The 13,471-nt window shown below is 53.5% G+C and carries 12 protein-coding genes; 4 read left to right on the top strand and 8 right to left on the bottom strand.

Going from position 1 to position 13,471, the window contains the following annotated elements; genetic code table 11:
- Positions 1–59 precede the first annotated feature (59 nt).
- Entirely contained in the window at positions 60–1,070 is a 1,011-nt protein-coding gene (locus tag DEP07_RS25185; protein WP_122963681.1) for an ABC transporter substrate-binding protein, read from the bottom strand.
- Between the two features lie 207 nt (positions 1,071–1,277).
- Between DEP07_RS25185 and DEP07_RS25190 the strand changes: the two genes are divergently transcribed.
- The 4 genes from DEP07_RS25190 to DEP07_RS25205 all read left to right on the top strand — a co-directional run bounded on the left by DEP07_RS25190 (position 1,278) and on the right by DEP07_RS25205 (position 4,985).
- Positions 1,278–2,288, top strand: coding sequence for a FecCD family ABC transporter permease (locus tag DEP07_RS25190; RefSeq protein ID WP_122963680.1), 1,011 nt, complete (start codon positions 1,278–1,280; stop codon positions 2,286–2,288).
- Positions 2,285–3,319, top strand: coding sequence for a FecCD family ABC transporter permease (locus DEP07_RS25195; protein ID WP_122963679.1), 1,035 nt, complete (start codon positions 2,285–2,287; stop codon positions 3,317–3,319). The genes DEP07_RS25190 and DEP07_RS25195 overlap by 4 nt, the downstream gene beginning before the upstream one ends.
- 19 nt (positions 3,320–3,338) lie before the next feature.
- Positions 3,339–4,166: an ABC transporter ATP-binding protein gene (locus tag DEP07_RS25200; RefSeq protein WP_173597705.1), complete on the top strand. Its 828-nt coding sequence runs from the start codon at positions 3,339–3,341 to the stop codon at positions 4,164–4,166.
- 171 nt (positions 4,167–4,337) lie between these two features.
- Positions 4,338–4,985, top strand: a complete 648-nt coding sequence (locus tag DEP07_RS25205) for a hypothetical protein (protein WP_122963677.1) — start codon at positions 4,338–4,340, stop codon at positions 4,983–4,985.
- Between the two features lie 57 nt (positions 4,986–5,042).
- Here DEP07_RS25205 and eno read toward each other — a convergent pair whose 3' ends face one another.
- From eno to DEP07_RS25240, 7 genes are all read right to left on the bottom strand, one after another.
- Positions 5,043–6,329 (bottom strand): phosphopyruvate hydratase, encoded by a 1,287-nt coding sequence (gene eno, locus DEP07_RS25210; RefSeq protein ID WP_063230975.1) that lies wholly within the window; start codon positions 6,327–6,329, stop codon positions 5,043–5,045.
- An 88-nt stretch (positions 6,330–6,417) separates the two neighbouring features.
- On the bottom strand, positions 6,418–7,959 hold the full coding sequence (gene gpmI, locus DEP07_RS25215) for a 2,3-bisphosphoglycerate-independent phosphoglycerate mutase (RefSeq protein ID WP_173597707.1): 1,542 nt from the start codon (positions 7,957–7,959) through the stop codon (positions 6,418–6,420).
- Between the two features lie 15 nt (positions 7,960–7,974).
- The gene (gene tpiA, locus DEP07_RS25220; protein WP_287103193.1) at positions 7,975–8,733 is read right to left on the bottom strand and encodes a triose-phosphate isomerase; all 759 of its coding nucleotides are present in this window, start codon (positions 8,731–8,733) and stop codon (positions 7,975–7,977) included.
- 21 nt (positions 8,734–8,754) lie between these two features.
- Positions 8,755–9,939, bottom strand: a complete 1,185-nt coding sequence (locus DEP07_RS25225) for a phosphoglycerate kinase (protein ID WP_173597709.1) — start codon at positions 9,937–9,939, stop codon at positions 8,755–8,757.
- 97 nt (positions 9,940–10,036) lie between these two features.
- Positions 10,037–11,041, bottom strand: coding sequence for a type I glyceraldehyde-3-phosphate dehydrogenase (gene gap, locus DEP07_RS25230; protein WP_063230979.1), 1,005 nt, complete (start codon positions 11,039–11,041; stop codon positions 10,037–10,039).
- 19 nt (positions 11,042–11,060) lie between these two features.
- A complete protein-coding gene (locus DEP07_RS25235; RefSeq protein ID WP_287103194.1) occupies positions 11,061–12,425 on the bottom strand; it encodes a Na+/H+ antiporter NhaC family protein in 1,365 nt (454 codons plus the stop codon).
- Between the two features lie 20 nt (positions 12,426–12,445).
- On the bottom strand, positions 12,446–13,471 hold the full coding sequence (locus DEP07_RS25240) for a sugar-binding transcriptional regulator (protein ID WP_287103195.1): 1,026 nt from the start codon (positions 13,469–13,471) through the stop codon (positions 12,446–12,448).

The following is a 13,471-nucleotide window of genomic DNA, read 5'->3' on the forward strand; positions in this document are numbered from 1 at the left end:
CATGCGTGGCGCACCAAAAAAAGACGAGGGCACCCGCCCCCGTCTTTTTGCTTGCTATCTTATTTGCCGATGATGTAGCCTTCCAGCTCATCCAGCACTTTGTTAGCCGCGATTACGCCGCCGGAAGTGTTCCAGATCGTATCATCCACTTTGAACGCTTTGCCAGCTTTTACGACATTCAGGTTTTTCCAGAGCGGATCGTTCGTCCATTCTTGCTCCAGCTTGGAAGCTTCTCCTTTGCCTGGCTCATACGTGAAGTAGAACATGATGTCGCCGTCCATTTCCGGAATGCGCTCTTTGGTTACTTCTGCTGCGAACTCTTCTTTGTCCTGGGATGCTGGACGAGCCAGGCCCAAGTCTTTGAAAATGGAGCCAGTGAAAGTGTCTTTGTAGTAAATACGCACTTTACCAGGCATGAAACGTACGACGGAAATTTGCGTTTTCAGCTTGTCGCCCGCTTTTTCCTTGAAGTCTGCTACGCGTTTGTTCCAGTCAGCGATGACTTTCTCGCCTTCCGCTTTTTTGTTTACCGCTTCTGCGTACAAGTTGAAGTTTGCTTTCCAGTCGCCGCGCGGTTCTTCTACGAATACAGTTGGTGCGATAGCGGACAGTTGTTGGTAAATTTTCTCATGGCGGAACTTCATACCGAGAATCAAGTCTGGCTTCAGCGCAGCGATTGCTTCCAGGTTTGGCTGGCTTTCCGTACCAACCGACTTCGTTCCTTCGAGGAAAGATTTGGTAAAGTCGTAAAATTGAGTCGGGTCAATAGTCGAACCAACTGCACCTACTGGCTTTACGCCAAGCGCCATCAATGTTTCAGTACCTTGGTTGGTCAGCATAACGACGCGTTCCGGAGTACCTTTGATTGTGGTTTCGCCCATCGCGTGCTTTACTGTATAAGATTGGCCGGAACCGTTGGAGTTGCCTGTAGCTTGGTCAGCAGGCTTCTGTTCTGCCGGTTTTTGCTCTGTTGCTTGCGGTGTGCCACAACCTGTGACGATCAGCAACAGCGCCATCAAAACGGCGAAGAACGCTTTACCGCCTGCGGTCCGATATGTACGAGAAAACATGATGTGAGGACCCCCTTGATTTTTGTCTATGGAAAATGTGAGTCAAAGACATTGACTATCCTACCTTTATGCATGGCCACAGTCAAGCATAAAATGATAATGACTATCAGCATCATTGACACATATCCGAGCTGGCTCTAAACTTAGCATTGTGGCGGAATCGTTAACAAAACAGAACAACAAGAAATAGATAAGGATGTAGCCCTCATGAATTGTTTACTCGCAAGTAACATTCGGAAAATTCTGGGAGTGGTTGTCGCCATTCTGCTCTTGCTTTACCTTAGCTATGCCAGCCTCGTTTTTGGCGTAATTGACACCAGCTGGCAAAACGCAATCGACGCCTACACCCATTTCAACGGTTCGAACGAACATATTGTCATTAAAGAAGTTCGGGTTCCCCGCGTGCTGAACGCGCTGACGGTAGGCTTTTGTCTCGGCCTGGCCGGGACCCTGCTTCAATCGTTAACGAGAAACCCTGTTGCAGATGTCGAGTTATTCGGACTGAACGCGGGCGCTTCTCTCTTTGTCGTTTTTGCCGTTACCTTTGTCGGGATCAGTTCGCTGACGGAGTTTACCTGGATTGCCTTTCTGGGGGCGGCGGTCGCCGGATTTGTCGTCTACTTGCTCGGCTCGTTTGGCAGAGACGGCCTTACGCCTGTCAAGCTGGTGCTTGCGGGTGCGGCGATTACGGCTTTGGCCGCTTCGATTCGTCACGCCATGATGGTCTTGAATGAAAAAGCTGCCGACGAGGTGCTTTTCTGGTTGGCTGGCTCTGTCGGGGGGAGAAAGCTGGAGTATTTGGCAACCGTCTTTCCTTATATGGTCTTTGCCTGGATTGCCGCCTTCCTGTTGGCCCGTCCGATTCAGACGCTGCTCATGGGTGATGATGTGGCAAAAGGGCTTGGGCAGCGCACACTGCTAGTCAAGCTGTCGACAGGTGTGGTCATCGTTCTGCTTTCCGGCTGCGCCGTTGCGGTTGCAGGGCCGATCGGCTTTGTCGGGCTCGTCACGCCGCATCTGGCTCGCTATCTCGTTGGAATCGAAACACACTGGGTGCTTCTGTACAGCGGCCTGCTCGGCTCGATCCTGTTGCTACTCGCCGATATCGGCGCGCGCTTTATCGCCATGCCAGCCGAGGTTCCTATCGGTGTCATGACAGCCCTGATCGGTGTGCCGTTCTTCATCTATGTCGCACGAAAGGGGCTGGATAAGGAATGAAACCATACCTCTCTCTGCGGTTTGGCAAACGTCTGTCTTTTCAGCTGCATAAAAAAACCGTACTTTTTTCCGGCATCGCTTTGCTGGTTGCACTCGCTGTCACGGTGATCAGTCTCGGCATGGGCGAGATGAAAATTGCGCCACTCGATGTCGTCAAAGTCCTTCTCGGCATCGGTTCTGATGAAAATGCTCTGATCGTCCAGCAATTCCGCCTGCCCCGCATCCTGACTGCGATTCTGGTCGGTGCTGCCTTGGCTTCGGCCGGGGCGATCATGCAAGGAATTATCCGCAACCCGCTCGCTTCACCTGACGTTCTCGGCGTAGCCGGAGGGGCTTCTGTTGCGGCTGTGGCCTTTTTGCTCGTCTTCGATACTGTCAGCATCAAATGGCTGCCACCTACTGCTTTTCTCGGCGCCTTGCTGACCACGTTTCTTTTATACGCGTTGTCTTGGAAAAAAGGCGTCACGCCGATGCGCCTCGTCATGATCGGTGTCGGAATCAAGATTGCTGCGGGCGCGTTCGTCACGATCCTGATCATGTTCAGTCCGTTTTTGCTGCAAAACAAAGCCTTGCTCTGGTTGACCGGAAGCATCTACGGGGTAGACTGGAACGATGTGTTCATGATCCTGCCATGGGTCGTCATCCTGATCGTCGTTGCGGCTGTTTTGGCACGACGGGTCAATATCCAGCAGCTCGGGGATGACGTGGCGACAAGCCTGGGAAGCTCGCTCCAATGGGATCGCTTCCTGCTGCTCATGATTTGTGCAGCTTTGACCGGAACAGCCGTTTCTGTAGGCGGAGACATCAGCTTCGTCGCTTTGCTCGCGCCGCATATCGCCAAGCAGCTAATCGGGCCGTCCTTTGGCGGTGCCCTGCCTCTGTCGGCATTCCTGGGCGCTGTGATTGTGCTGATTGCCGATCTGATCGCCCGCATGGCTTTTTCTCCAATCGAAGTGCCTGTCGGGGTTTTCACTTCTGCGATTGGCGCTCCGTTCTTCATCTATTTGCTGTACAAAAATCGAAATCGCTAGCGAAAGGAGTCTTGCCCTCATGCAAGCTTTGGAAACCCGCAAACTGACCTTGTCCTACGGGGAACGCAACATCATCGAAGCGCTCGACTTGAATATTCCGCGTGGAAAAATTACGGTTTTCATCGGCAGCAACGGCAGCGGCAAATCGACACTGCTGCGCTCCCTCGCTCGCCTGCTAAAGCCAAAGGAAGGAGCCATTCTGCTTGAGGGCGAATCCATCGCCAAACGCTCTACAAAAGAAGTAGCAAAGCGCCTGGCTATTCTCCCGCAAGGACCTTCGGCACCGGAAGGCTTGACCATTCACCAGTTGGTCAAGCAGGGGCGTTACCCTTATCAAAACTGGCTTCAGCAATGGTCGGAAGAAGATGAGCAAATGGTGAAGAAAGCGCTGGAAGCAACTCAACTGACGGAAATGGCCAGCCGATCCGTAGACAGCCTCTCCGGCGGTCAGCGCCAACGAGCCTGGATCGCCATGACGCTGGCTCAAGGCACCGATACGATTTTGCTCGATGAACCGACAACGTACCTCGACATGTCGCATCAGATTGAAATTCTCGATCTGTTGTATGAACTGAACGAGACTGAGCAGCGGACGATTGTAATGGTTCTTCACGATTTGAATCTGGCTTGCCGTTACGCCCACCATATTGTCGCCGTGCACAATCAGACGGTTGTGGCCGAAGGGGCGCCGGAAGACATTTTGACGACCGATCTCGTCCGCACCGTGTTCGATATGGATTGCCAGATCACACTCGATCCGTTGTACGGCACTCCCATGTGCATCCCTTACAGCAAATGCCGCATCGGTGGCAACACCGCGAAAGCAAAAGAAGCAGTGATGTCGTAAGCGACCGTTACTCTGAAAAGACTGCCCCTGCCTGTTATCCAGGAGCAGTCTTTTTTTCATGCGAAAAAGCAAAACATCCGCTGATGCCCATTGCCTGCTTCGCTCATAAGATGCAATAGCAAGGGCTAACTGGAATTGACTTTGGGAAAGGAAAGAAAGGAGGGGGCCGAAATGCCACACCAGATGCGCGAAGAGTGCGTTCGTCTGCCAAAAATATACGATTGGGTGCTAACGACCAGCTATTCCCGCTCGCGGCTGCCGGTTCCTGAGCCTTTTTTCACTCAGTTGAAAAACTGTCTGCAAAGCGGCATGGCGATCTCCGTGAGCTGCCTGCCCCCAGACGACCCTTGCACTTGTGCCCCTATCCGCTGCCACCTCCACGCCCCTTTGCACCGGACTTTTCACATCGTTGGCGGCCAGCGTGTGCCGATTGCTGTTGCCCGTTTTATCGTCGAAGCAACTGTTTCTGTTCTCTTTTTTGCAGACGGCGACTTGCTTTTTGAGCTTCCTGTCCCGCTCGCTTTGGAAGAACAGGCAGCGATCAGCCTGCCGCCCCCCTTGGACCTGGAAAACATCTCCTGCCGGATCGCAGCGGCTGAATGTCGCGCTGATTCGGCACTGTTGTCACAGATGGGGTTTATCGAAATCGATGCTTTTGCCTGCCTGGAAATGGTGGTCGAAGCCCAGGCCGTTTTGCAGGTGATGGGACGTCACTGCACTCCGCGGTCCGATTCGATTCCCGTTCCTCCCCGCAAGCTCCCGCTAAGCTGTACCCCCTTTCGCCTGCCTCCGAACTGCCCCAGGCTGACTGCTCCTTGAACAAAAAGAAGCGATGCCTGCGCATCGTCTGCACAAGCATCGCTTCGTTGTATTTCGTTATTTTTTCAGGTTGTAGAAAGCTTTGCGTCCGCCAAAACGAGCGGTATCAGCCAGCTCATCCTCAATGCGCAGCAATTGGTTGTACTTCGCTACGCGGTCAGTACGGGAAGGCGCACCTGTCTTGATTTGTCCCGCATTGGTAGCTACTGCGATATCCGAGATGGTGGAGTCTTCGGTTTCGCCGGAACGGTGGGAAATAACAGCTGTGTAGCCTGCCAGCTTCGCCATTTCAATCGCTTCAAACGTCTCTGTCAGCGTACCGATCTGGTTTACTTTTACCAGAATGGAGTTGCCTGTAGATGTTTCGATACCGCGCGCCAGACGCTCTGTGTTGGTTACGAACAAGTCGTCACCTACGAGCTGCACTTTGCTGCCCAGCTTGTCAGTCAGAGCTTTCCAGCCATCCCAGTCGTCTTCGGACAGGCCGTCTTCGATGGAGATGATTGGATATTTGCTTACCAGATCTTCGTAGAACGCGATCATTTCTTCGGTTGTTTTCACAACGCCTTCGCCTTCGAAGTGGTATTTGCCGTCTTTGAACATTTCGGTAGCTGCTACGTCCAGAGCGAGGAACACGTCTTTGCCTGGCTCATAGCCAGCTGCCTTGATCGCATCCAGGATAGTCGTAATCGCTTCTTCGTTGGATTTCAGGTTTGGAGCGAAGCCGCCCTCATCGCCTACTGCCGTGCTCAGTCCTTTGTCATGCAGTACTTTTTTCAGGGAGTGGAAAATTTCCGCCCCCATGCGCAGCGCTTCCTTGAAGGACTCTGCACCTACTGGCATAACCATAAATTCCTGAATGTCTACAGTGTTGTCGGCATGCTTTCCGCCGTTCAGGATGTTCATCATTGGAACTGGCAGCGTTCTTGCGTTGAATCCGCCCAGGTAGTTGTAAAGCGGCACTCCCAAAGAGTCAGCAGCTGCGCGAGCTACTGCCATGGAGACGCCGAGGATCGCATTTGCGCCCAGCTTGCCTTTGTTGTCTGTACCGTCGAGCTGGATCATCGCCATATCGATGCCTACTTGATCCAGAGCGTCCATGCCGATCAGCTCAGGCGCAATGATTTCGTTGACGTTTTCTACTGCTTTCAGAACGCCTTTGCCCAGGTAACGGGACTTGTCGCCGTCACGCAGCTCAACTGCTTCATAGGCACCTGTGGATGCTCCGGATGGTACTGCTGCGCGGCCCATGGAGCCATCTTCGAGGTACACTTCCACTTCCACAGTCGGGTTGCCGCGGGAGTCCATAATTTCGCGTGCGTAAATGTCAGTAATCATTGCCATTTCTCGTCCATCTCCTTTTAAAATGCGAGTCGCCCCACAAGTATTTGGTATGGCTATCCAGACATCTATCAGTGTGTCTTAGAGACGCCTATTTTGCAAGTAACGATTTCCCTGTCATTTCAACAGGCTGTTCTGCTCCCAAAAGGTCGAGCAAGGTTGGCGACAGATCGGCCAAAACTCCGTCTTCTCTGAGCGTAGCGCCTGCTTTGGTCACAATGACTGGCACAGGGTACGTGCTGTGCGAAGTGATCGGACGCCCATCTGCATCCAGCATCAAATCCGCATTGCCGTGGTCTGCCGTGATGATCGCCGCCCCGCCTTTGGCCAAAATCGCATCGACGACCCGACCGAGGCAAGCGTCGACTGTCTCCACCGCTTTGATCGTCGGCTCCATTTTACCGGAGTGACCCACCATGTCGCAGTTGGCAAAGTTGAGAATGATCGCGTCGAAATGATCGGCTTCAATCTCCGCCACGACCGCATCTGTCAGTTCAGGCGCACTCATTTCCGGCTGGAGGTCGTACGTCGCCACTTTTGGCGAAGGAATCAGGATGCGCTTCTCGCCTGGAAACTCCTGCTCGCGGCCGCCGCTGAAAAAGAAGGTCACGTGCGGATATTTTTCCGTCTCCGCGATGCGCAGCTGCTTCAAGCCTTGCTGTGCCAGCACCTCGCCCAACGTGTTGTCCAAGTTGGAAGGCTTGTAAGCGACATACCCGTTCACCGTCTCGGAAAAATGCGTCAGGCAGACGAAGTGCAGATCGCGCGGGTGGTTCTCTCCGCGATCAAAGCCGCGGAAATCATCGTTCGTAAAAGCTTGCGAGATTTGGATGGCACGATCCGGGCGGAAGTTGTAAAAGATGATGGAATCTCCGTTCTCGATCGTCGCTACAGGCTTGTCGTCAGCGCCAAGGATAACCGTCGGCATGACAAATTCGTCCATGATCGACTTTTCATAGGATTCCTTGACCGCCTGAATCGGGTCGTGATAGGCAGGAGCATCCGCATACACCATGGCGCGGTAAGCTTTCTCTACCCGCTCCCAACGCTTGTCGCGGTCCATCGCGTAGTAGCGACCTTGCACCGTTGCGATCTGACCAACGCCGATTTCCGCAATCTTCGCTTGCAACTGCGCAATGTATCCGACGGCACTGTCCGGGGATACGTCGCGCCCGTCGAGGAAGCCGTGAATATAAACGCGGTCAAAGCTTTGCTTTTTGGCCAGCTCCAAAATCGCGTACAAATGCTCGATATGGCTGTGCACGCCTCCATCAGACAAAAGCCCGAACAGATGCAGCTTCTTGCCGTTTTGCTTCGCGTGCTCGATGGCAGCAATCAACGTCTCGTTTTCAAAAAAGGCGCCTTCCCGAATCGACTTGGTGATGCGAGTCAAATCTTGATAAACAACGCGGCCCGCACCGATGTTCAGGTGCCCTACCTCGGAGTTCCCCATCTGCCCTTCCGGCAAGCCGACAGCCAGTCCACTCGCTTCAAGCGTTGCATGAGGGTACTCGTTCCAGAGGCGGTCAAAGTTCGGTTTATTGGCTTGCGCTACTGCATTGCCATACGTTTCGCTCCGCAAAGCAAAACCATCCAAAATCAACAGCGCTACCGGTTTCGGTCTTTGTGCCATTTGTTTCTCCTCCTCCTATTGCTGCTGTGCACCTGCCACAAGCTGCAAATAGCTGTCTGCTGCCAGGCTCGCTCCGCCTACCAGCGCGCCGTCGATATCAGGCTGCGCCATATAGCTTGCGATGTTCTCCGGCTTGACGCTGCCGCCGTACTGAATCCGCACGGCTTCCGCTGTCGCTTGGCCGAATCGCTCTGCTACGACACTGCGAATAATCGCAATCGTCTCGTTAGCGTCTTCAGCCGTAGAAGATTTGCCTGTGCCAATCGCCCAGATCGGTTCGTAAGCAATGATCGCTTTTGCCACCTGCTCGGCTGTCAATCCGGCAAAAGCTCCTTCTGTCTGCGTGCGCACGACGTTAGCTGTCTCGCCTGCTTCCCGCTGCTCCAGGCTTTCTCCGACACACACAATCGGCACCAGGTCTGCTGCCAGCGCAGCGACCACTTTTTGATTCACCGTCTCATCTGTTTCATTGAAGTATTGACGACGCTCGGAATGGCCGAGAATCACGTATTCGACGCCGATCTCTTTCAGCATGGACGCGCTGACTTCCCCTGTGTATGCCCCTTGCTCGGCAAAATGCATGTTTTGCGCGCCAACGGCAATATCCGTTCCTGCCAATGCCTCTGTCAAAGCAGCCAAAGCTGTAAATGGTGCGCAAATGACTTTTTGTACGCCGAAAGTGTTGTTCCCTGCTTTGGCTTCTGCTGCAAAAGCTTTCGCCTCGGCAATCGTCTTGAACATCTTCCAGTTCCCCGCGATAATTGGTGTCCGCATGCAAACTCCCCCGCTTCGCTCTTATTCGTGATCTGCCAGTACAGCAACGCCCGGCAGTTCTTTGCCTTCCATAAACTCCAGAGACGCTCCGCCACCTGTAGAAATGTGGGTCATCTGCTCGGCTACGCCTGCTTTTTCCACCGCAGCTACCGAATCGCCGCCGCCGATGATCGTCGTTCCTGTGCACGCAGCCATCGCTTTGGCTACGCCAATCGTGCCAGCTGCAAAAGCGTCCATTTCAAATACGCCCATAGGACCGTTCCAGACAACCGTTTTGGACTCTACGATTACACTGTGGTATTGCTCCACCGTTTTTGGCCCGATGTCGAGCGCCATCCAGCCTTCCGGAATCGCGTCGATCGCCACAACCTTTTTCTCGGCATCTGCCGCAAAACGGTCTGCGACAACGACGTCGACTGGCATCAGCAACTGGACGCCGCGCTCTTTTGCCTGCTCCATCAAGCTGCGCGCCAGATCGAGCTTGTCATCCTCACACAGCGAAGCACCGATGCCGTAGCCCTGTGCTTTGAGGAATGTATTCGCCATGCCGCCGCCGATGATCAAGTGATCCACTTTGGTCAGCAGATTTTCGATGACAGCAATTTTATCTTTGACCTTTGCTCCGCCGACGATCGCCGTAAATGGACGCTCCGGCTTGGACAAGGCTCCGCCCATGAAGCGAATTTCCTTTTCCATCAAAAGCCCCGCAACAGCCGGTATGTACTGGGCAATTCCTGCTGTAGAAGCATGTGCCCGATGTGCGGCTCCAAAAGCGTCATTGACAAACAGATCGGCCAGCGCCGCAAAGCTTTTTGCCAGTTCTGGATCGTTCTTTTCTTCTCCCGCATGGAAGCGTACGTTTTCGAGCAAGATCACGTCGCCGTTTTCCATGCTTCCTACTACCGCTTCGACATCTGCTCCTGTGGAATCGTCAAGCTTACGGACTTCCTTGTCCAGGAGCGCAGACAGATGGGACGCGACAGGAGTAAGGCGCATCTCTTCGACTACTTGCCCCTTTGGACGGCCAAAATGGCTCGCCAGGATTACTTTCGCTCCTTTTTCCATCAGGAAACGGATGGTTGGCACAGCGGCACGGATGCGAGTATCATCTGTGATGGTCCCGTCCTGCATCGGCACATTAAAGTCGACACGGCAAAATACGCGCTTGCCTGCCAGCTCAACATCGCGGATAGATTTCTTGTTCATGAACGATCCTCCCAAATCAATGGCTTTTTATTCGGAAAAAACATATGGGAAAAGGGAGATTGCTCTCCCTTTTTTCACAACAGTTCTATTTTACGTGTTAGAAGCCGCGCTGTGCAACAAAATGACACAAGTCTACGACACGATTGGAATAACCCCACTCGTTGTCGTACCAGGAAACTACTTTTACCATGTTTCCTTCCAGTACCATAGTGGACAGAGCATCGATTGTGGAGGACGCCGGGTTTCCGTTGTAGTCCGACGATACAAGCGGGTCTTCGGAGTAGCCCAGAATGTTTTTCATCGGGCCTTCAGCTGCTTCTTTCAGCGCGCTGTTCACTTCATCTACCGTTACGTCAGCTTTCAGCTCAACGACCAGGTCGACAACCGACACGTTTGGAGTTGGCACGCGCATAGCGAAGCCGTTCAGCTTTCCTTTCAGCTCAGGCAGTACGAGCGCTACTGCTTTCGCTGCTCCAGTGGAGGTAGGAATGATGTTTTCCGCAGCGGCACGGGCACGACGCAAGTCTTTGTGCGGCAGGTCGAGAATTTGTTGGTCGTTGGTGTAGGAGTGAACGGTAGTCATCAAGCCGCGAACGATGCCGAATTTATCGTTGAGCACTTTGGCAAACGGAGCCAGGCAGTTCGTTGTGCAGGATGCATTGGAGATGACGGTGTGCTTCGCAGCATCGTATTTGTCTTCGTTTACACCCATAACGACCGTGATGTCTTCATTGGTAGCAGGGGCGGAAATGATGACTTTTTTCGCTCCGCCTTCCAGGTGCTTCGCTGCGTCTTCACGCTTCGTGAATCGGCCAGTAGACTCCACGACGATTTCCACGCCGTAGTCTGCCCATTTCAGTTGAGCAGGATCACGCTCTGCGAGAACCTTGATTTCTTTTCCGCCTACGATCAGCGTGTTTTCTCCCGCTTCTACGGAGAGATCCAGAACGCCGTGCACGGAATCGTATTTCAGCAGGTGAGCGAGCGTTTTCGCGTCAGTCAGATCGTTTACTGCGACGATTTCCACGTTCGGATTGCCAAGTGCTGCGCGGAATACGTTGCGACCAATTCGTCCAAATCCGTTAATCCCTACTTTTACCATGAGAAAAACCTCCTGATCGTTAACTAGCTTTATTCTTTATGGCTATCATCCCACCTTCCGGAAGAAACCATCGGGTGGAGAGAATGGTGACAATCGGCAACAAAATGCTGAAAAATACAAAGGGCAACGTCTGTACGGTGGGAACTCCCAGCGTCAGAGCCATCATCATCGACAATCCGTTCCACGGAATCAGCACAGGCATGACTACCGTAGAATCGAGCATGGTTTTCCCCAGCAACTCGCGCCCTTTGCTCCATTGGGAGAATCGGTCCAAAAGCGTCGTTCCCAGCACCAGAATCGGAATGGTCTGGTTACAGCTGATGATGATGACCAGGAGCGACAAAGCAGTTGCTTTCGCTACCAGCAGCGTCGGATTTTTCGTCTCGCCCATCCATTTATCGACAATCGGGGCAAGAATTTGGGCCTGGTTCAATATGCCGTTCAAAAACCCTGCCAAAACAATCAGCAGCAGGACGTTCAAAATGGCAACCATCCCCCCGCCGTGTACAAGCTGATCCAGCCTTGTACCTGAGTGCAGCTCGTAGCCGTTCAGCATGGCGGAAAAAAACGTGCTGACATCAAGCTGTCCGTGAACGAGCACCATCACCGCACTGACGACAATGCCGAGCAAAAGAGCCGTTACGGCCTTGATCCTCAGGGCAAAAGACCCGATGAGGACAAGCAGCGGCAGCATGAGCAGCCAGTTAATCGAAAAGTGGCTCGTCAAAAGCTCCTGATACATTTGAATCATTTCGCCTGAACCTGCCTGTGACCGGAACAGGTCGAGAGCGAGAAACAAAACGGCGCATATGCCTGTGGCAAGCATGGCAGGACGTCTCGTTTTTCCATCTTGCGCTTCTGTCATCCCTACATTGGAGAGGACAAGCAGACGACTGCTGGATATCGGTGAAAATCGTTCCCCCACCATCGCTCCCGAGATCAAGGCTCCGCCCGTAATCGCTGGCGATATCCCTGCTGCGTGGGCAATCCCCATCAAGGAAAGTCCGATGGTGCTAAGCGTGCCGACAGACGTTCCAAGCAGGTAACTGACTGCTCCTGTCAGCAAAAAGGAGAGAACGAACAAATAGTCGACGTTGACGATGGACAACCCGTAATAAATGATCGCGGGTATCGTTCCTCCCATCATCAAAAGCGGAATCAGCACGCCCACCAAAAACAGGATCATGAGAACCGGCTTCGTCTTCTTGACACCTTCCCAGCCAAAGCCGAATTGCTGCCTGATGGAAAAGCCCAGCTTTCTTACACTTACCAGTGTGACCAGGATCGCAAAAACAATCCCCCATGCGATCGGCAAACCGAGCGACAAACTGAGCACGATTCCCGCAATCATCGCCAGGATCGGCGTAACTTGCGCCATAGACATACGATCAACTTCCTTCCCCGTTACAATCGTGTGGACAAGAGTGCTCTTGCCGCTCCCTCATCTGTAATGAGTACATTCTGACACGATTGTTTGGCAAAGGAAAGAATCGCTTTTGCCTTGCTTTCGCCCCCTGCTATGGAAAGCACGGTTTCAGCCTTGTGCACTTCTTCCAGCTGAAGTCCGATAGTCGGCATCCGGTGGACCGTTTCGCCTGCTTCATTAAAGTAGTAGCCAAACGCTTCGGATACCGCTCCCGCTTCTGCCAGATCAGCCAGCTCTTCTTCGGAGTAATTGCGCCGACGAGCCATGGCGATCGCGTCGCCAATCCCGTGCAGCACGATCCGCGTATTTTGCAAAAGCGCGAGAACGTCTTGCACCTGAGGCTCTTTGAGCAATGTTTGCAGCGCTTCCGGGTGCAACCGATCCGGCACGTGCAGCAGCCGATAAGTAGCCCCTGTCTTGGCAGCCATCGCGGCAGCGAGCGTGTTGGCTTGCAGTTCCACTCTCTCGCCCAGCCCGCCGCGAGCAGGTACGAACTGTACATGCTTGAACGAAGCGGAAGGCGTCAGGTGATTGGCTACGCTGGCAATCGAAGTGCCGCCAGTCACAGCGACAATATCGCCCTCTTGGATCGATTGCTTCAAAACTCTCGCGCCTACGCGTCCAAGCTCGGCTTTGACCCAGGGAGACTGGTCAGCATCGCCCTGCACCACGATCACTTCCGGGATGCCGAGCTTCTTTTGCAGCCCTTCTGCCAAGTCCCGGAGGCCAAACAGCTCGCCGACAAGCGGCTCCATGTCGTCCAACACTTGCTGTCCTTCGCCGCTCAACTGCATTCCCGCAGCGGTAACCGTCAGAAGCCCTGTCTCCTTCAACAGCTCTACCTCGGAACGCAAAATGCGCTCGGTAGTGTTCATCGCCTGAGCAAGCCCTCTGCGCCCAATCGGCTGCAAGTGATAGATCGACCGGAGCAACATGTACCTTTCACGCAAGACCCTGGTCAGGTCAGGCAGCAACTTCTGTTGCAGTTCCAGTAAACGTCGCAT

Source organism: Brevibacillus sp. (assembly GCF_003521185.1).
Lineage (GTDB): Bacteria > Bacillota > Bacilli > Brevibacillales > Brevibacillaceae > Brevibacillus > Brevibacillus parabrevis.

Excerpts from the sequence above, each read along its gene's own strand:
- DEP07_RS25185 (WP_122963681.1), bottom strand. The coding sequence starts at position 1,070 with ATGTTTTCTCGTACATATCGGACCGCAGGCGGTAAAGCGTTCTTCGCC.
- DEP07_RS25190 (WP_122963680.1), top strand. The coding sequence starts at position 1,278 with ATGAATTGTTTACTCGCAAGTAACATTCGGAAAATTCTGGGAGTGGTT.
- DEP07_RS25195 (WP_122963679.1), top strand. The coding sequence starts at position 2,285 with ATGAAACCATACCTCTCTCTGCGGTTTGGCAAACGTCTGTCTTTTCAG.
- DEP07_RS25200 (WP_173597705.1), top strand. The coding sequence starts at position 3,339 with ATGCAAGCTTTGGAAACCCGCAAACTGACCTTGTCCTACGGGGAACGC.
- DEP07_RS25205 (WP_122963677.1), top strand. The coding sequence starts at position 4,338 with ATGCCACACCAGATGCGCGAAGAGTGCGTTCGTCTGCCAAAAATATAC.
- eno (WP_063230975.1), bottom strand. The coding sequence starts at position 6,329 with ATGGCAATGATTACTGACATTTACGCACGCGAAATTATGGACTCCCGC.
- gpmI (WP_173597707.1), bottom strand. The coding sequence starts at position 7,959 with ATGGCACAAAGACCGAAACCGGTAGCGCTGTTGATTTTGGATGGTTTT.
- tpiA (WP_287103193.1), bottom strand. The coding sequence starts at position 8,733 with ATGCGGACACCAATTATCGCGGGGAACTGGAAGATGTTCAAGACGATT.
- DEP07_RS25225 (WP_173597709.1), bottom strand. The coding sequence starts at position 9,939 with ATGAACAAGAAATCTATCCGCGATGTTGAGCTGGCAGGCAAGCGCGTA.
- gap (WP_063230979.1), bottom strand. The coding sequence starts at position 11,041 with ATGGTAAAAGTAGGGATTAACGGATTTGGACGAATTGGTCGCAACGTA.
- DEP07_RS25235 (WP_287103194.1), bottom strand. The coding sequence starts at position 12,425 with ATGTCTATGGCGCAAGTTACGCCGATCCTGGCGATGATTGCGGGAATC.
- DEP07_RS25240 (WP_287103195.1), bottom strand. The coding sequence starts at position 13,471 with ATGCGACGTTTACTGGAACTGCAACAGAAGTTGCTGCCTGACCTGACC.